The 17,659-nt window shown below is 41.8% G+C and carries 18 protein-coding genes; 14 read left to right on the forward strand and 4 right to left on the reverse strand.

Going from position 1 to position 17,659, the window contains the following annotated elements; translation table 11 throughout:
* The first annotated feature begins 138 nt into the window (after positions 1-138).
* On the forward strand, positions 139-852 hold the full coding sequence (spsC, locus tag J2S07_RS07980) for a stationary phase survival protein SpsC (RefSeq protein ID WP_307149896.1): 714 nt from the start codon (positions 139-141) through the stop codon (positions 850-852).
* Between the two features lie 76 nt (positions 853-928).
* Here spsC and J2S07_RS07985 read toward each other — a convergent pair whose 3' ends face one another.
* Positions 929-1,408 (reverse strand): divergent PAP2 family protein, encoded by a 480-nt coding sequence (locus tag J2S07_RS07985; protein ID WP_307150017.1) that lies wholly within the window; start codon positions 1,406-1,408, stop codon positions 929-931.
* A 223-nt stretch (positions 1,409-1,631) separates the two neighbouring features.
* Here J2S07_RS07985 and J2S07_RS07990 point away from each other — a divergent pair, with 223 nt between their 5' ends.
* The 4 genes from J2S07_RS07990 (at position 1,632) to J2S07_RS08005 (ending at position 5,571) form a co-directional block, all read left to right on the forward strand.
* Complete coding sequence (locus J2S07_RS07990; protein ID WP_307149897.1) at positions 1,632-3,134, forward strand: leucyl aminopeptidase; 1,503 nt, start codon at positions 1,632-1,634, stop codon at positions 3,132-3,134.
* Between the two features lie 220 nt (positions 3,135-3,354).
* Positions 3,355-4,665, forward strand: a complete 1,311-nt coding sequence (locus tag J2S07_RS07995) for a Na+/H+ antiporter family protein (protein WP_307149898.1) — start codon at positions 3,355-3,357, stop codon at positions 4,663-4,665.
* Positions 4,666-4,772: 107 nt separating this feature from the next.
* A complete protein-coding gene (locus tag J2S07_RS08000) occupies positions 4,773-4,970 on the forward strand; it encodes a hypothetical protein (protein ID WP_307149899.1) in 198 nt (65 codons plus the stop codon).
* Positions 4,971-5,208: 238 nt separating this feature from the next.
* Positions 5,209-5,571, forward strand: a complete 363-nt coding sequence (locus tag J2S07_RS08005; protein WP_370872806.1) for a hotdog fold thioesterase — start codon at positions 5,209-5,211, stop codon at positions 5,569-5,571.
* Positions 5,572-5,648: 77 nt separating this feature from the next.
* Here J2S07_RS08005 and J2S07_RS08010 read toward each other — a convergent pair whose 3' ends face one another.
* A complete protein-coding gene (locus J2S07_RS08010; RefSeq protein WP_307149901.1) occupies positions 5,649-6,662 on the reverse strand; it encodes a DUF1646 family protein in 1,014 nt (337 codons plus the stop codon).
* A 375-nt stretch (positions 6,663-7,037) separates the two neighbouring features.
* Between J2S07_RS08010 and J2S07_RS08015 the strand changes: the two genes are divergently transcribed.
* The gene (locus tag J2S07_RS08015) at positions 7,038-7,595 is read left to right on the forward strand and encodes a YufK family protein (protein ID WP_307149902.1); all 558 of its coding nucleotides are present in this window, start codon (positions 7,038-7,040) and stop codon (positions 7,593-7,595) included.
* A gap of 158 nt (positions 7,596-7,753) precedes the next feature.
* Positions 7,754-8,875, forward strand: a complete 1,122-nt coding sequence (locus J2S07_RS08020) for a TIGR04053 family radical SAM/SPASM domain-containing protein (protein WP_307150018.1) — start codon at positions 7,754-7,756, stop codon at positions 8,873-8,875.
* Between the two features lie 53 nt (positions 8,876-8,928).
* Here J2S07_RS08020 and J2S07_RS08025 read toward each other — a convergent pair whose 3' ends face one another.
* Positions 8,929-10,791: a transglycosylase domain-containing protein gene (locus tag J2S07_RS08025; protein WP_307149903.1), complete on the reverse strand. Its 1,863-nt coding sequence runs from the start codon at positions 10,789-10,791 to the stop codon at positions 8,929-8,931.
* 169 nt (positions 10,792-10,960) lie between these two features.
* On the opposite strand from J2S07_RS08025, the gene kapD reads away from it, so the two are divergent.
* Entirely contained in the window at positions 10,961-11,575 is a 615-nt protein-coding gene (kapD, locus tag J2S07_RS08030) for a 3'-5' exonuclease KapD (RefSeq protein WP_370872799.1), read from the forward strand.
* A gap of 28 nt (positions 11,576-11,603) precedes the next feature.
* Here kapD and kapB read toward each other — a convergent pair whose 3' ends face one another.
* Positions 11,604-11,984 carry a kinase-associated lipoprotein KapB gene (gene kapB / locus J2S07_RS08035; RefSeq protein ID WP_307149904.1) on the reverse strand — a complete coding sequence of 127 codons (381 nt, stop codon included), beginning with the start codon at positions 11,982-11,984 and terminating at the stop codon, positions 11,604-11,606.
* A gap of 99 nt (positions 11,985-12,083) precedes the next feature.
* Between kapB and J2S07_RS08040 the strand changes: the two genes are divergently transcribed.
* The 6 genes from J2S07_RS08040 (at position 12,084) to J2S07_RS08065 (ending at position 17,618) form a co-directional block, all read left to right on the forward strand.
* Positions 12,084-12,785, forward strand: a complete 702-nt coding sequence (locus tag J2S07_RS08040; protein WP_370872800.1) for a peptidylprolyl isomerase — start codon at positions 12,084-12,086, stop codon at positions 12,783-12,785.
* A 189-nt stretch (positions 12,786-12,974) separates the two neighbouring features.
* A complete protein-coding gene (locus J2S07_RS08045) occupies positions 12,975-13,193 on the forward strand; it encodes a hypothetical protein (protein WP_307149905.1) in 219 nt (72 codons plus the stop codon).
* Between the two features lie 256 nt (positions 13,194-13,449).
* The gene (locus J2S07_RS08050; protein WP_307149906.1) at positions 13,450-14,457 is read left to right on the forward strand and encodes an iron-siderophore ABC transporter substrate-binding protein; all 1,008 of its coding nucleotides are present in this window, start codon (positions 13,450-13,452) and stop codon (positions 14,455-14,457) included.
* 5 nt (positions 14,458-14,462) lie between these two features.
* Complete coding sequence (locus tag J2S07_RS08055) at positions 14,463-15,533, forward strand: FecCD family ABC transporter permease (RefSeq protein ID WP_307149907.1); 1,071 nt, start codon at positions 14,463-14,465, stop codon at positions 15,531-15,533.
* Between the two features lie 27 nt (positions 15,534-15,560).
* Complete coding sequence (locus J2S07_RS08060; protein WP_307149908.1) at positions 15,561-16,607, forward strand: FecCD family ABC transporter permease; 1,047 nt, start codon at positions 15,561-15,563, stop codon at positions 16,605-16,607.
* Positions 16,608-16,781: 174 nt separating this feature from the next.
* Positions 16,782-17,618, forward strand: a complete 837-nt coding sequence (locus J2S07_RS08065; RefSeq protein ID WP_307149909.1) for an ABC transporter ATP-binding protein — start codon at positions 16,782-16,784, stop codon at positions 17,616-17,618.
* The last annotated feature ends 41 nt before the right edge of the window (positions 17,619-17,659 follow it).

Below are 17,659 nucleotides of genomic sequence, written 5' to 3' on the forward strand. Positions count from 1 at the left end.
TTTTTCCTTGTCAATATGTCTATGTTCATTGGTGTATCTAGGCTATTATGCAAAAGGCTAATGATAAAAAATCTTCCTCCTATGAATATTTCATTTCACTTTGGGAAATGAATAGTTTTGGGAGGAGTGAAAATTCACATGATAAATATTAAGAAGTGGGTAAGACGTATCCTTATGACGTTCTTATTTTGTGCAGCAATACTTACAACTTATCAGGGAATTTCTGGTGTTGAGGCTATGTCCTTAACGAACTATCTCAGTGTACATGAAAATGAAGGCAATGAATCAGCTAACAAGAATTTGGAACATAAAATAAGGCCGATGGAGCTTGCGTATAAGTTTCTTCAAAGAATTACAAATAATGATTTAAAAATTTCCTCGAGCGAAGAGGTCTCAGGGAAACCACCTTCCTTGGAGGAGGCCATTGATTGGTCCCAATATCCTAGTACAGAAGTGATTGCTACTGGGTATACAGCTGGCTATGAGTCAACGGGAAAAAGTCCTGGACATCCCGAATTTGGGATCACCTATTCAGGTGTGAAGGTGACCCGGGATTTGTATTCAACCGTCGCAGCAGACTTAAATGTCTTTCCGATCGGTACGATCCTGTTTATCCCTGGTTACGGCTATGGAGTGGTAGCGGATAAAGGTGGAGCGATCAAAGGAAACAAGGTAGATCTCTATTATGAAACGGTAAAAGAAGTCTATGAAAAATGGGGCAAGAAGAAGGTTGAGGTCTATGTCATTGAGAAGGGTAACGGCAAGCTAACCGAGGAGAAACTAAAGGCATTGAACGAAGAAGAGTCGATGCAAGTATTTAGACAGCAATATATTCAATCAAAAAGCCAATAATTTGGAGCAAAAAAGGCAAGCAGTGATAAAATCAACTGTTTGCCTTTTCTAATTTGCTTTTTGAAAAGAATTCTTATTATAGCTGCAGTAAATAGTGAAGGAATAAAGCTAAAAAGATCCCGGTTAAACCTCCAAAAAAGACTTCGATCGGTTTATGCCCGAGCAATTCCTTTAGCTCCTTTCGTTTTTGCTGTTCCGGTTTTTGGGGCCAGTCCTTTGCTTCTTCAATAAATTTGTTAAAATCATTGACTAGCTGGTTTAAGACAATCGCATGTTCACCTGCTTGACGGCGCACACCTGTGGCGTCGAACATGGTAATGATTGCAAAGAGCGCCGAGACCGCAAATACTGGCGACTGCATCCCAGATTCCAACGCAACACCTGTTGTCAAGGCAGTGACAGCGGCTGAGTGGGAGCTGGGCATCCCTCCTGTGCTTGTCAACAGAGACCAGTCAAGCTTCCCCGTCACAGCAAAATGAATAGGAACTTTAACAAATTGTGCAAAGAGGATGGCAGCAATTGCAGCCCAAAATGAAAAATTCATAAACAAGTCCATGCTCCAACCACCTTTATTAACGATAATTTTTTCAAACAATGTTGCCCTTGAAGCACCAATAAAAAATGGCTCTTTTCTCGAACATTGTTGCATTTGAATCCCCAATAATAAAAAGTATACACATTATACCATAACCAAAAGGTTGCGCCCTCATGATAGTTAGAAAGTCGAAACAATTCCTCATTTCGTATATAATAAAAACATATTTCTTGGGGGTGAAATGATGTTCCATGTAAAAAATGAAATCAATTTTGTGGAAGCTACAGAATGCTTAATCGTCGGTTTGTATGATAAACCAACAAAGTTCGAAGGGAATATTGCCAAGCTGGACGAGCTTTTTGAGGGGCAGTTAACAGAATTAGTAAAAAGCGGTGATATCTCCGCAAAGAAAAAAGCAATTTCTAAAATACATACCTTCGGAAAAATCGGAGCAAAAAGATTAATATTCATTGGTCTTGGCAAAGAAAAGGATGTAACGTTTGAATTAGTGCGCGAAGCATTTGGAAAGGCTTTTAAGGAGATACAGCACTCAAAGCTTGAGGATGCTACGATTTATTTGGATGCGTTTTTATCAGAAAAAATCGAGCACCAGGATGTGGCCCATGCCTTAAGTGAAGCACTGCCACTTGCTACATACGAATTTGCTGGCTACAAGCAAAAATCGAACGAGCCTAAGAAACAAATTAGGAGGATAACCATCCTAAGTGAGCAGGATCAGGAAGAGGTGGGAGCGGCATTAACGGTTGGCTATGTTTATGGAAAAGCAACCAATTCAGCCCGCACCTTAGTGAATACACCTGGAAACCTGCTGACTGCCACAGATATGGCTAACTATGCCCAGGAGCTCGGTGAGAAATACGGATTTGAAGTGGAGATTTTGGAAAAAGCAGACATGCTTAAGCTTGGCATGGGGGCATTGCTCGCAGTCAATCAAGGGTCAGAGGAGCCTCCAAAGCTGATTGTTCTAAAATATCAGGGAAAAGAAGAATGGAAGGATGTTATCGGCCTAGTTGGGAAGGGCATCACTTTCGATACCGGCGGCTATTCCATCAAGCCAAAGGATGGGATTGTTGGCATGAAGACCGATATGGGAGGAGCGGCAGCCGTATTAGGCGCGATGGAAATCATCGGGGAATTAAGGCCTGAACAAAATGTGGTCGCTGTTATTCCATCGACAGATAATATGATTAGCGGTTCTGCCTTCAAGCCAGATGATGTCATTACCTCAATGAGTGGAAAGACGATTGAGGTGTTGAATACAGATGCTGAAGGAAGATTGGTGCTTGCTGATGCCGTTACATATGCCAAGCATCATGGTGCCGAGTATCTAGTCGATGTTGCGACATTAACAGGGGGCGTTATCGTTGCCCTTGGAAATGAAACAACGGGTGCCTTAACGAACAATGAAGCGTGGTTTGAGCAGGTACTGGAAGCATCCTATGAAGCAGGAGAGCCAATTTGGCGCTTGCCTCTTTTCCAAAAGGATATTGACCGGGTTCGGAGCAGCAAGATTGCAGATTTAAATAATTCACCAGGACGAGAAGGACACGCGATCATGGGCGGAGCCTTTGTCGGTGAGTTTGCAGAAGGTACACCATGGGTTCATTTAGATATCGCTGGAACTTCAGTAACTCGCAAAAACACAGAGCTCGGTCCAGCTGGTGCAACCGGAGTCATGACGCGCACCCTAGCTCTTCTAGTTGAAAGATTTGAAATGAATAAATAGACAGCATCATGCTAAGTCCAGGGTTTACTCCCTGGGCTTTTTTTCGTAGGATTATTGTTTGGAACATCCTAGTATTACCATATTTGAGAAGAGGGTCTTCTAGTAAAATTTTTACAAATCAAAAACAATTGACAGAAAAAAGGCTAGCATGCTATTTTAATTACTATATTTTAATTCTCTACCAATTTACCAAACTAAAGCATCGAGAGGGGAACATGAAATGAATGCGGTAGTGATCGCTGTCCTAGTTATGTTAATTTTAAGCTTATTAAGAGTAAATGTCGTTCTTGCTTTAATCCTCGGTTCACTTGTAGGTGGGTTAACAGGTGGATTATCTTTGCATAAAACAATAGAAGTTTTTTCTGGCGGCCTAGGAGGAAGTGCTGAAGTTGCTCTAAGCTATGCGCTTTTAGGTGGCTTTGCAGTTTGTATATCCAAAACGGGTCTTCCAAACCTGATGGTCGAAAAAGTGTTGGGATTTGTGAAAAATAATGGGGCATCCAAGGGGAAAATGTATCCAAAGGCGATCATCACTGTGGCCATTCTTGTCATGGCCTGCCTCTCGCAAAACGTCATTCCGATTCATATTGCTTTTATTCCGATCTTGATTCCCTCCTTATTAACATTGATGAATGAATTAAGAATAGATAGAAGAATGATTGCATCGGTTCTTACTTTTGGCTTAACTGCTCCATATATTTTATTACCCGTTGGCTTCGGGAAAATATTTCACGAGATTTTGGCAACCAACATGATTGATAGTGGCTTAAATGTTAAGTTAAATCAGATTCCTGTAGCCATGTTGATTCCTACAGCTGGTCTCGTCTTAGGGCTAATCGTTTCTATTTTTACCTATCGCAAGGAACGAAATTACCGCTCCTTTCAGCTTGTCGAAACAGAGAAAGGGCAGTATACGAAGGTTGGAATTCTATTCTCGCTGATAGCGATTGTCGCAGCATTGATTGTGCAAATTGCTACGGATTCGATGATATTTGGAGCTTTAACAGGAATTATTATTTTGTATTTGAGTGGCGCAATTAAATGGGGGGAAGCGGACGAGCTTTTGACAAATGGGATGAAAATGATGGCATTCATCGGATTTGTTATGCTATCCGCTTTTGGATTTGCAGATGTCTTAAAGGCAACCGGCGATGTCGAATCCCTTGTGAAACAATCGGCAGATCTCATTGGAGGAAATCAATCCCTCGCGGCTTTATTAATGCTCATCGTGGGATTGTTAGTGACGATGGGAATTGGCTCATCCTTCTCAACCATTCCGATTATCGCTACCATCTTTGTCCCACTTGCTTTAGAGCTAGGCTTCAGTCCGATGGCGACGATTTCCTTGGTGGGAACGGCAGCGGCTTTAGGAGATGCGGGTTCCCCTGCCTCCGATAGTACCCTTGGTCCCACCGCTGGGCTTAATGTCGACGGCCAGCATAATCATATTTGGGACACTTGTGTTCCAACGTTTCTGCACTATAATATTCCATTAATCCTGTTTGGCTGGATAGCAGCAATGATTCTATAGGGAACATCCGTAAATCCATTCGTTCTTGGAGCTTTCGCCCACTCTTATTAGGTGTTTATCGCATATGTAGTAGAGAGGGGAAAAAGCGTGAACAAGGAGGGTATCGGATGCAATATTATAGAGGACCCGTAGTAAACGATCAGAGATTCTTTTTTGGCGGTCCATTTGTCGGCGGATTATTAGGCGGCTTGGCTGGTGGCTTAATTGGCGGAGCATTTTTTCGCCCAAGGCCCTACCCATTCTATCCGGTAGGATTTAATCCATATGGATTTGGATATGGTTATGGTGCTCCACCATTTTATTAAGGGAAAATCAGCATTTGAAAGCTCTCCGGGAGATGGAGGGCTTTTTTCTGTAATGAAGTAAAAAAGGTCTAAAGCAAAAATGATCCAAATTGTAGGAAAATTTGGTATACTTTTGGTACATTGGAGTTTCTGAATTTAGTTCACTAGCCAGAAACAGAAATCGTTGTGATCTATTTAAAATTTACATAGAAATAGACAAAAGTAGGAGGAGAACTTATTGGAAACTAAGCAAACACTCATGGATGCATTAGGAATTGAAGTAACAAAGCTTGAGAAAGGACTTGTCGTGGCGACGATGCCAGTTGACGGCAGAACACATCAGCCATTTGGGCTTTTGCATGGGGGAGCCTCTGTGGCATTAGCAGAAACCGTCGCTTCCGTAGGAGCCTTTGCCCTGATTGATCAAGAGACGGAGGCTGCCGTTGGCTTAGAAATTAATGCAAACCATGTGCGAGGAAAAAGGGATGGAATCGTAACGGCGACGGGCACCATTTTACACCAAGGAAAAACAACGATGGTTTGGGATATCAAAATTACCGATGAAGAGGATAAGCTCATCTGTGTATCGAGATGCACAATGGCAGTTATTAAAAGAAAATAATTGTTGATGATCAGAAACGAGGAATCCCACGAAATGATGAATTTCATAGGATTCCTCGTTTTTTCTTTATATGAAACTTAGTAGAAAACAAATAGGACAATAAAGTAGACAACCATGGTAATGAGGCCAACTGGAACACCAAAGCGTGCCCACTCTTTACTTGTAATATTTAGTTTTCCTGCTGCGATGATATTAGGGATATTTCCTGGAATAAGCATTCCACCACTGATAATGAGGCCAAGTAACACCGCACGGATGGTTTCTGTATTCATCGCTGGACTAATTTCTGCCGCTGCTAGTGTGGCGTTATCTAGGATGGCAGAGATCATATTGATCCAATAGAGCAGCATTGGATGAAGACCAATGATATATTCATTAATCAACGGCTCAAAACCATGACCGAGGAAGGTTAAGCCCATGACAAACAAGTAAATTTTTGCGGCGCGAATGATGATTTCCTTATAGTTCTCAGTCTTTTCATCGGTTGCTAAGCCATCTGAACTTTCGTGCGGCTTAACCAAAAAGAATGTGAGTAAACCGAAAATCACGACCGCAGGGATTACCTCGGGACCGATCAACTTAAGCAAGTAGAAAAAATCTCCATTGACCTTACTTATGGTGATCGTGGATAAGGGCTCGCCAATGGGTGTTAATGCAGCGCCCAATCCAATCGAGAAGCAAGCCAAAATCGTAAACCGAATCTCCGCTTTGCGATCGAGAGGAAGTACGTTAATCACGATAACAAGTAGAATCGCTGCTATAATGGCTGTTATAATGCTTGAAGCAAGTCCCAAAATGATGACTGTTAAAGCAAAGAAAACTCTTGGTGTTAATAGTTTGCTTGTAGCTAAAATCGTTTTTTCAATTGGGCCTTGGAGCCATTTTGTTAATAGACCAGCAAGTAGAACAGCAATGGTGATATTAATCGGGTCTACCAGAGCTTTTTCGATCAATTGAGCATTCATCATCCCGCTAATAGTAGCGGCCAAAATCCCCATGATAAATAGGAAAATCTCCAGATTATGCTCTACCTTTTTCACTGAAAAAGGCAAGAATAAAACTAAAATCAGAATAATAATTAATCCTATCATTTTTTAAATTTCTACCCTTCCTTTAGTAATAGTATTTATGTAATTTAATTTGAAAACAGTTTATCTAAAGAATGTGAATTTTCAAACGATAGTATGAAAAAGCAATCTAGGATGTTATCGATATTTACATCTTGAGTAAATTATAACCGAAAATGTATAGCAATGCATAACAGAAAAGCAATTTTGTCTAGGAATGAAGTTGCTATATTAAATAGGTAGAAACACGCCTAAATTGTCGAAAGAGATTAAAAATTTAGTTTAATTTGTTTTTGGGCCATTACATAATTTGGAATAGATTTCATAAACTTGTCAGAAGTCTATGAACCTTGCATAATAGTAGTAGTCTTTCTTAATCAGGTAAATTGGAGCAGGAACATGAAAAATACATATTTAACAAGCTATTTTCCGCTTTTATCGATCCTATTATTTAGCCTATCCCTATCCATTCGAGTTGAAATGAGTCTGATCGAGCTGTTGAAAAATGCGGGGATCTATTCGGGGATGAAAGAGTTCTTTTCAGATGGTGGTATTAAATTAGCATTAATTGCTTTACTTCTCGTATTGTTCTTCATGGTGTTTGCCGCCTTAAAATTAATTGCGGACACCATCAATGAACTGTCTCTCCTCTTTTTTTCTAAGGATTCAGAAGGGGAAAATCTAAAACAAATTCGCTCGGGCTCCATTATTTATTTTATGGGCGGGGCGGTATCGCTATTAAGCTTATATAGCTTTTTGGGGATTGGGGCTATTTTTGTTAGCGCCACCGTCGTCTATTTTATCTACTTTGTCTTTAAGATCAGCTCGTCGATGTCCTTCGCAGGGGTGATTGGCGTGATTTTTTTTCAGGTCGTGGTTTGGTCCTCCTTGCTTACAGGGGTCTTTTATTTAGCAGTCAAGGTTTATAATAGCATCATTGCAAGCTTACCAATCTAAGTGGATGGAAGAGGATGATTTTGTCATCCTTTTTTCATTTTTTGAGTGACAAAAGTAACTGCGGATCCTTATTTATAATTTCTATAATGTAATATAAAGTATTATAGAAAAAGGTGAATAGAGTGCACGGAAAAGGACATCCACATGGAATAGGAAAGATGATCGATTATAACGAAAACCCTTTCATTGCAATCTGGGAGGTAACGCGGGCATGTCAGCTGAAATGTGTTCATTGTAGAGCAGATGCGCAAACAAAGCCAGATCCGCGGGAACTTACTCACGAAGAGGGTCTGCAGCTGATTGACCAAATCTATGAAATGAATAACCCGATGCTTGTATTTACAGGCGGAGACTGCATGATGAGGGAGGATCTTTTTGATCTTGCGGAATATGCAGTGAAAAAAGGGATGCGTGTTTCAATGACCCCAAGTGCGACAGCGAATGTTACGAAGGAAAGAATGGAGCGGGCAAAGAATGTCGGTCTATCAAGATGGGGCTTTAGCTTAGATGGTCCAACACCAGAAATTCATGACCATTTTCGCGGAACGCCAGGTTCCTTTGAGCTGACACTTGAAAAAATTAAGTACTTAAATGAATTGGATATGCCGCTCCAAATCAATACCGTTATTTCCCGTTATAACTATGATCATCTTGAGCAAATGGCTGAGCTTGTCAAGGAACTAAAGGCGATTATGTGGTACATTTTTCTTCTTGTGCCAACAGGCCGTGGGCAGGAGGATGCTTGCATTTCGCCAGCTGAGCATGAGAAGGTGTTCAGATGGCTCTATGAGCTAAGCAAAACAGCCCCATATGATATTAAGACAACAGCAGCCCAGCATTATCGTCGCGTCGTGCTACAGCAAAAAATGAGGGAGCACAAAATTGAAGGTTCCGATATTCGTTATGAGGACTCCATTACGACCGATCATGCTTCCATGGTTGATGGACTAAAGCGAGCTCCCAAAGGAGTCAATGATGGCAATGGCTTTATTTTTATCTCTCATGTGGGGGATGTGCTTCCAAGCGGACTTCTTCCAATTAATGTAGGTAATGTGCGAGATAAACCATTAAAGGAAATTTACCGCGAGTCCCCTGTCTTAAAAGAGCTACGAAATCCAGATCTTTATAAGGGAAAATGTGGAGTTTGTGAATACCGCTTTGTCTGTGGAGGCTCCCGTTCAAGAACCTATGCAGTAACGGGGGATTATCTTGAAAGCGAACCATATTGTGTCTACATCCCCATGGCGATGCGGGGTAAAAAGGAAACCGTACAAATCTAATCGAATCAATAATGGAAGAAGCCCCTCAAAATTTTTGAGGGGCTTCTTCCTGTCTATTGAATTCCCGAAACAATTTCCTTCCAGATTTTTTGATGGGGGGCAGTAGATTCGACATATTTAATGCTGGAGGGCTTATCCTTTCCGATCCAAACGCCCGCTGTCACCTTATCGGTTAAGCCAATGAACCAGAAATCATTGTAATCATTCGTTGTTCCTGTTTTACCGCCAATGTAAGAGCTTTGAAAATTGGCTTTTCTCCCAGTCCCAGAGGTCACGACCTTGTTTAAAACTGTTCTCATTTTGGTAATGGTTGCGCCATTCCAAATCTGTACAGGCTGATCCTCCCACTTGTAAAGCACCTTTCCGCTTAAATCGGTCACCTGCTTGATCGCTCTCGCTGGCTGGTAGCTTCCTCCATTCGCAAAAACCGTATAGGCATTTGTCATTTCAAGGGGCGTCATTCCATGTGTGAATCCGCCAATCGCAGAAGGCAGTCGCTGATCCTCTTCTGTCACTTTTTTAAATTGAAATTTTGCCAAATCATTGAACGAGTTCTCAATTCCATTTTTCTGAAGTAGACGGACCGCAGGTGTATTATAGGAACGAACTAACGCCTGCTCAAGCGTCACCACTCCGTATGTTCCACCCCCATAATTTTTCGGACAATATCCCTTTGAACAAAAATTGTCAGCCGAGATTTTTTCAGTCAAAGAGGCATTTGTTCGGTTGATATAGGGAGCATAGACAAGCAATGGCTTGATAGCCGAGCCTGGCTGGCGAAAGGCTTGATAGGCTCGATTAAAATCGTATTTTTGATAATTTTTTCCACCGACAAGGGCGATGATTTCGTGGCTTTCGTGATCGATGACGGAAACGGCCCCTTCAATATCCTGATAGGGAAGCTGTCGTTTCACTGTCGTTACGGCTTTTTCCTGGATGGCTGGATTGAGTGCTGTTTCAATGATCACTCCCGTGGCCATAACTTCACTGACTCGGTTATTGAGCTCTTTTTCTAGCTCTTCCTTCTTTGTCTCATCCGCTGCAGCCATTTTAGATTGGTATCCATCCGTTGTGGCGATCAGATCCTTCAATTCTGCTTCAACATAGGTCACATAGTCTGGATACCGATCGATTCTTTTTTTGACGGAAAGCTGGATTGGTTCTCCCTTCATCTCCTCAGCTTCCTCGAAATTAATCAGACCCTCTTCCTGTGCCAAATCTATTAATCTCTCCTGTCTCGCCTTCGTTTGGTCGAAATGCTTGAGCGGATTATAAAGGGACGGATTGTTCGGGATGGCAGAGAGAAAGACCAGTTCCGCATTGGATAATTGTCCAACGCCTTTTTGAAAGTAGGTGTTCGCAGCGGCCTCAATTCCGTAGGCCCGATTTTGGAAATAGACAGTATTTAAGTAAAGCTCTAATATCTCATCCTTCGTATAGGTCCGCTCCAGCTGGTAGGCATACAAAATTTCGCTTAGCTTCCGATTATAGGATTGTTCATGGGACAAATAAAGGTTTCGTGCCAGCTGCTGTGTAATGGTGCTGGCTCCTTCCTCGATCCCACTGGCCTTGATATTAACAGCCAATGCTCTTCCCATTGCGGTAAGGTCAAAGCCCGGGTGTTCAAAAAAATTCCGATCCTCTGACAAAACAAAGAGCTTTTCAATAAAGTCTGGAATTTTGTCGGAACTTACGAAGATTCGATTTATTGGTTGATGAATTTCCGATATGATCTGTCCCTGGCGATCCTTCACATAGCTTGATTGAGATAAATTCGTTTTTTCTATATGAATCTTCTTATCTAAAACGATATGTAAGCTCTGAACCTTTTCAGTCTCTGTAGAAGCAAACATCAGGAGAAAGATGAAGATCGGAATCAATATAACGATAAAAAAATACCCAGTGAACATCCGCATAACGTTCACCCCTTTTTCCTCACTAGATATGAACATTATAGAACATTTACCCTCAGGTTTGAGTAATATTTTTTCCGAAATATCAGCTATCCTTTTAACAGAAAAATGAAAAAATTAGGCTCAAAAGTGTTATAATGAGTAAATAAGGCTGGAGGAGGTGAAAAGGATAGTGGAGCAGCATTTATTCATCGATTTTGAATTTACAATGCCTGAGAAAAGTGTGATTTATCGGGGTTTTTTCCCTGAAATTATCGAGGTTGGGATCGTAGTAGTCCGCGATCATCAGATTGCTGAGAAGTACTCCTCCTATGTTACACCTGTTCACTTTCCCATTTTGTCGGACCGATGTAAAGCATTTCTCAATATTTCGCAGAAGCAGGTTGATTCAGGCATCCCCTTTGCTGAGCTAGTAAGCAAACTAAAAGAGATCAACGCAAACGCTAGAAAAAATACTGTGGTGACATGGGGAAATATGGATATGAAGGTGCTTCGAAATAATTGTCACAAAGGGGGATACACATTTCCGATTAAGGGGCAAGAGATCGATCTGTCCATGGAATATAAACGTTTTTTTGGAGATCAGAACCAGACAGGTTTGTGGAAGGCCGTTCAGGAATATGGAAAAGAAGGTGTTGGGAAGCATCACCGTGCATTAGATGATGCCCTTACAACCTTTCATATATTCAACCTCGTTGAAAAGGACAAAAAATACTTAAAGCAGCACGAACCTACGACAATAGGAGATCGGGTAGATTTCTCAAAGCTCTTTAATATTTTTGTATAATAAGCCAAATCCCTATTTGCGATTTGGCTTATTTAAAGTAATCTTGTTCTAATATTTCTATATTTCTTAAGCTTTTTTCGGCCCAAAGGGAAGGGTCCGCTGTTAATTCGCTTTTAAGTTTGTCTACCGCTTCCCGTAATGAGGCCTTGTAATCAGGGACTTCACCTTCAAAAGGCTTCACCATTTTTCTTGGCATATTGGCTTGTTCTCGATAGGCTAATGCTCGTCTTTCATGGAAAAAAGGGACGTCTGCATCCTTTCCCGTATGGATGTCTCCCTGCATGGGATGCTTAGCGACTGCTAATACCCTCACTAAATAATTTTCCCCACGGATATCCGTGATTTCTCCGATATATTTCCCTGTTTTATAAAAGGCCGTCACATAATCGCCAATTTTTAATTCACTCATTGATAAAGCTCCTTTCCAAATGCTTAAAGAATATCTTATGATAATTATGGATCATTTTAGTCGAAAAACAAAGAGGATGTAATCAGGAGGTAAGAGATATTGAAAAAATACCAGATTTGGATTATGGTCGTTGCAGCCATTCTAATTTTCTCCACCTATTTTTATTTATTGAAAAAAGGGGGAGATACGGTTGAAAATAAAGATGAGCTTTCTCTTCCACAGCTCACCTCAGAGGTGCAAGAAGGGGAGAGATTAGTCGAGATGGAAACATCGATGGGGAGGATAAAAATCAAGCTTTTTGAAAAGCAGGCGCCAAAGGCCGTTGAAAACTTTATTACCCATAGTGAAGAAGGCTATTATGAAGGTGTTACCTTCCACCGTGTCATGAATGACTTTATGATTCAGGGGGGTGACCCGCTAGGAACAGGTGCGGGCGGAGAAAGCATCTATGGAGATTTTTTTGAGGATGAATTTTCGGACGAGCTCTATAATATTCGTGGAGCATTGTCGATGGCTAACCTAGGCACTCAAAACACAAATGGCAGTCAATTTTTCATCGTGCAGCGCAGTTCTGTTGATGAGAGCCAGGTTAAGGATATGGAGAAATTAAAATATCCTAAGAAGATTATTGAAGCTTACAAGGCGAAGGGCGGAACCCCTTGGCTTGACAAAGTTCACACGGTATTTGGACAGGTTGTTGAAGGAATGGATGTTGTCGATAACATTGCCAGTGTGGATGTGGATTCAAAAGGAAAACCATTCGAGGATGTCGTGATTAAGAAGATTAAAGTTTTGAAGTAGCTTATTGAGTTTAGCCTTATGTGTATGGGTGAACGTGTTTTGCTTGATACAAGCAACTTAGTGAACCCATACGCATAAGGCGGAAGAAGAAACAAAACAAAGTTTAGCTAGGCAAGGTTTAAAAGCTGGAGATGTTGAAAATTGATTGCTATAATAGTTCAATAGAGAGCGACGGAAAGGAAGAATCCTATGTTCCATTGGACGGTGTTACAGCTTTTTCTATATTTTCCAGAGGATAAGACAGAATACATTCCTGCTGCAATTTCATTTTCCATCTTTTTGATCGCAGCGATTTTGACGATGCGGTTCATCGTCAAGAAATCCAAAAAGGATGAAGAAAAGACGAAAGCACTTGAGGAGAAGATATTACAACAGCGAGATCAGAACAAAGAGGCCCCTAGAGTGTGATGAACGGTACCCCTTAAAGTAGATGTTATTAACATTACTTTGAGGGGTGTTTTTTTATGGTTGAAGGTAAAAAATAGTAAGTGTTAATGCTCTTTTTTTTGGGAAGATAATGGATACAATGCTCCTATTCTGTTTTGATCTCCCTGATAAGATGTGGTTGACAAAATTGGTTAAGGTGTCCATAATGTAAGATAATGATAATCATTATCATTATCTTATTATTTGTCTGAGACGTTGAGAGGAGAATACATAAATTATGAGGAAAGGCTTAAGCTTAACTAAATGGATGAGCTTTTTTATGGTTATGCTCGTAGTAATAGGATTAGTTGGATGCGGTTCTGATACAAGCAAAGAGTCTAAGACGAAATCAGATCCCGAAACAAATAACTTTACTAGTAGAACAATTGAAACGAAATTCGGTAATATAGAGATTAAGGAAGAGCCAAAACGTATTGTTGCCCTTGGCTGGGGAGATGCAGAAACTGTTTTAGCTCTTGGAGGAGAACCAGTTGGTGCTAGTGACTGGCTTGCTTTTGGTGGTGAAGGTGTCGGTCCTTGGTTAAAAGGAGCCTATAAGACTGCTCCTACCATCCTTGGAACGATGGAACTTGATTATGAGCAAATTGCTTCCCTTGAGCCAGACCTAATCCTCGATGTTCGATCTTCGGGTGATCAAGAGCGTTATAATCGTCTCTCTGAAATTGCCACAACCATTGGTGTTCCAGAAGGTGGCGATAGTTATTTGACCTCTTATCAACAGCAAGTACAAATGATTGCGAAAGCCCTTGGTAAGGAAGCAGAGGGTGAGCAGTTATTGAAGGATGTTGACACTGCTTTTGAAAAAGCAAGAGAAGAATACCCACAATTTGCTGACAAGACGGTTGCAGTAGGTGCTTATACATCTGAAGGTTGGGGAGCGTATGTAACCGGTGACTCCCGTGTGGATTTTATGACTAAGCTGGGATTCAAAAATAAAGAAGAAATTGAAAAACAGGCAAAAGGTGATTTCTATATTAAGGTAGCTGACGAGCAATTAGAGCTTTTAGATGCTGACTTTACTGTTATTTTACCGATTTGGGTTGATACAAAAGAAGTAACTGGCAATGCCCTTTATCAAAAAATTCCTTCCGTTGCTGATGGCAGATCGATGATTATTGATGGCGATTATGCAAATGCCTTCTCAGCAGGTACAGCACCGGCCGTTTTATGGGCCATTGAACAATTGCCACCTATGTTTAACAAAGCCTTGGAAGGCGGGGAGTGAAACTAGTGACAGCAAGTAAGCAGCCAAAAGGCGAATCTGAAAAAGTAGTTGAAAAGAAAATGAAGCCAATTACTGCCTTAAGGTTGCAACGGATGATAGGATTAGTCATTGCCCTGTTCCTTTTGCTGGCGGCTGTCTTTCTAAGCCTCATGGTCGGAGCGAAGCCACTTTCCTTTAGCGTCGTTTGGGAAGCTCTGTTTTCTTCTGCTAATAGCTATGACTATACGATTATTCATGAGTCCCGTATCCCTCGGACCATCATCGCTCTTGCGGTTGGACCAGCTTTTGGACTAGCAGGAGCTGTGATCCAGGCTTTGACACGGAATCCACTGGCTGACCCTGGCATTCTTGGCGTGAATGCTGGGGCAGCCTTTGCTGTTGCATTGGCAGTGGGTGTTTTTTCTATTACATCGATAACAAGTTATATCTGGTTTGCTCTTGTTGGTGCATTCGTTGCAACTATAGCAATATATTTCATTGGTGGTGGCGCAGGCAAGAAATCCCCGTCTCCTGAACAAATTGTTCTTGCTGGAGTGGCGATGGCGGCGGCATTGAACGGAATAACTACTGCTTTATCTTTAATAAATAGCCGAGCGTTTGCGGGAATGCTGAACTGGAGAATCGGTTCGATTGCAAGAAAAGGTCTGGAGGATCTTTGGCCAATACTTCCTTTTCTCGTCATAGGCCTTATCGTGGCCCTAGCAATCGCACCAGCGTTAAATGCGATTGCATTTGGGGACGACCGCGCCTCCTCTCTAGGGGTGAACGTGAATAGGATGCGAATCCTTGGCCTTATTGCCGTGACGCTATTAGCGGGTGGGGCAACAGCGATTGCGGGCCCAATTGTTTTTATTGGGTTAATGGTTCCTCATTGTGTGAGATGGTTTGTCGGTCCCGATCAACCATGGATTTTTCTCTATTCCGTCGTTGTTGCACCGTTGATCCTACTTCTATCTGATATTATTGGAAGGGTTGTTATGTCTCCAGCAGAGGTTCCAGTCGGTATTATCACAGGGTTTGTCGGTGCTCCCATTCTTCTTATCCTTGTACGGAGACGAAAAGCGAGTAGTTTATGATGCAGGGAAAAGAAAGGAGTGTTTCTCGTGGATCGAATTGATTTTGGGCGAAAATATATACATCTAAAAGGACCAGTTAAGCTCCGCTTAGATGTAAGAAGTATGAGTGTTACTGCGATTTTTCTCGCTGCTGTACTAGCCCTTGGCCTGTTTTCCCTCATGGTTGGAACCCTTAAATTAAGTATAGTCGAAGTTTTTTCCGCGTTTTCAGGTGAATTGACAGGTTTAAAACGGACAGTTGTTATCGATTGGCGTTTGCCTCGGGTAATAGCTGCTATTGTTTTTGGGGCGGGTTTGGCGATAAGTGGAGCGATTTTTCAATCGATTACCCGAAATCCATTAGGATCACCTGACATTCTGGGCTTTACTTCAGGCTCGTATACCGGAGCCTTAGTTGTGATGCTCGTAATCAAGTCGATGTCCTTTACGACGATTGCATTTGGTTCGCTCATCGGCGGATTTGCCACAGCAATTATTATTTATTTATTTGCTTTTCGTAATGGGACACAGGGCTTCCGCTTAATTATTGTTGGGATTGCCATTTCGACGGTTTTAGGCAGTATCAATTCAATGCTGCTTCTTCAAAGTAAAGCGGAGGTTGCATTAACAGCAGGTGCATGGGGAGTGGGATCTTTAAATGGAATCGATTGGTACCATGTGCTTCCTGGAATTTTGTTGGTGCTTGTCCTGCTTATTTTGGCAGTGATCATGAATCGACCTCTTCGTGAGATGGAACTGGGGAAGGATGCGTCCAAGTCCCATGGTGTCCATTTCGAGCGGACCCAATTTTTGCTGATTCTGATTGCTGTGGCTTTAACAGCAGTTGCGACAGCAATTATGGGACCGGTGACCTTCGTGGCATTAGCGGCACCGCAAATTGCTCTTCGTTTTACAAATACGGCAGAAAGCCTAGCTCCAACGGCGGCTGTCGGTGCGTTTGTTCTATTAAGTGCGGATGTTCTGGCCCAGAGAATGATTCCCGGAATGATTCTTCCTGTAGGGGTGCTAACCTTATCCCTTGGAGGATTATATTTAGTTTGGTTATTGTTTCACCAAGCACGTTCTACTGTATAAATATTGTGTTAAAATATCGTGTTGATTCCAGCCTTATATATGTGTGTGTGAATGGATTTTATTCAGTATGAATAACTTAATGAACGCATACATATAAGGCGGTATGTAAGCAACAATGTTTGAGAAAAGTACCTTTGATTCTATAGATTTTCTTGAAAGAGGTTTTCATTGATTATGGCCATAACAAAAGCAGATATTCAAAGCCAAGCGAATTCTTCTATCCATTCGAGCCTAAGAGCGGAAGATGTTACCATTCAATACGATCAACGAGTCATTTCCAAGAATCTATCGATTGAGATACCTGTCCGTTCCTTTACGGTTATTATCGGTCCTAATGCATGCGGAAAATCGACTCTTTTGCGCACCCTTTCCAATTTAATCAAACCTACAACAGGTCATATATTATTGGACGGAAAGAAAATTAGCAAATACAAATCCAAGGAAGTGGCGAAAAGGCTTGGTCTTCTGCCGCAATCATCGACTGCCCCAGATGGAATCACGGTCGCCAATTTGGTGGCCCATGGACGTTATCCATATCAAAACCTCATTCAGCAATGGACGGAGTCGGATGAACAGGCCGTTGTAACGGCGCTGAAGCTGACCAATACCACCGATCTTGCCAACCGCTATGTAGATGAGCTTTCTGGAGGTCAACGACAACGAGTCTGGGTCGCGATGCTGCTTGCCCAACAAACCCCCTTGCTTCTTTTGGATGAGCCGACAACATATTTAGATATCGCGCACCAAATTGATCTGCTTGAATTATTTAAAGACCTTAATGAGCAAGGGAATACCTTAGTGGCTGTACTCCATGATTTAAACCATGCTGCTCGCTATGCCACCCATTTAATCGCTATGAAAGCGGGGAAGGTTATCGCCCAAGGTAATCCATTCGACATTGTCACCGAAGAACTGATCGAAGAGGTATTTGGTCTACAGTGCAAAGTCATCGATGATCCCGTCACCCATACGCCGCTTATCGTCCCACTTGGTCGGGATCGATCTAAATAATAACTTGGAGCAAGAGATTTCTCAAAGTCGAAATCTCTTGC

The organism is Anoxybacillus andreesenii (genome assembly GCF_030813005.1).
Lineage (GTDB): Bacteria > Bacillota > Bacilli > Bacillales > Cytobacillaceae > Robertmurraya > Robertmurraya andreesenii.

Coding starts and splice junctions, on each gene's coding strand:
- spsC (WP_307149896.1), top strand. CDS start 139: ATGATAAATATTAAGAAGTGGGTAAGACGTATCCTTATGACGTTCTTA.
- J2S07_RS07985 (WP_307150017.1), bottom strand. CDS start 1,408: ATGGACTTGTTTATGAATTTTTCATTTTGGGCTGCAATTGCTGCCATC.
- J2S07_RS07990 (WP_307149897.1), top strand. CDS start 1,632: ATGTTCCATGTAAAAAATGAAATCAATTTTGTGGAAGCTACAGAATGC.
- J2S07_RS07995 (WP_307149898.1), top strand. CDS start 3,355: ATGAATGCGGTAGTGATCGCTGTCCTAGTTATGTTAATTTTAAGCTTA.
- J2S07_RS08000 (WP_307149899.1), top strand. CDS start 4,773: ATGCAATATTATAGAGGACCCGTAGTAAACGATCAGAGATTCTTTTTT.
- J2S07_RS08005 (WP_370872806.1), top strand. CDS start 5,209: ATGGATGCATTAGGAATTGAAGTAACAAAGCTTGAGAAAGGACTTGTC.
- J2S07_RS08010 (WP_307149901.1), bottom strand. CDS start 6,662: ATGATAGGATTAATTATTATTCTGATTTTAGTTTTATTCTTGCCTTTT.
- J2S07_RS08015 (WP_307149902.1), top strand. CDS start 7,038: ATGAAAAATACATATTTAACAAGCTATTTTCCGCTTTTATCGATCCTA.
- J2S07_RS08020 (WP_307150018.1), top strand. CDS start 7,754: ATGATCGATTATAACGAAAACCCTTTCATTGCAATCTGGGAGGTAACG.
- J2S07_RS08025 (WP_307149903.1), bottom strand. CDS start 10,791: ATGCGGATGTTCACTGGGTATTTTTTTATCGTTATATTGATTCCGATC.
- kapB (WP_307149904.1), bottom strand. CDS start 11,984: ATGAGTGAATTAAAAATTGGCGATTATGTGACGGCCTTTTATAAAACA.
- J2S07_RS08045 (WP_307149905.1), top strand. CDS start 12,975: ATGTTCCATTGGACGGTGTTACAGCTTTTTCTATATTTTCCAGAGGAT.
- J2S07_RS08050 (WP_307149906.1), top strand. CDS start 13,450: ATGAGGAAAGGCTTAAGCTTAACTAAATGGATGAGCTTTTTTATGGTT.
- J2S07_RS08065 (WP_307149909.1), top strand. CDS start 16,782: ATGGCCATAACAAAAGCAGATATTCAAAGCCAAGCGAATTCTTCTATC.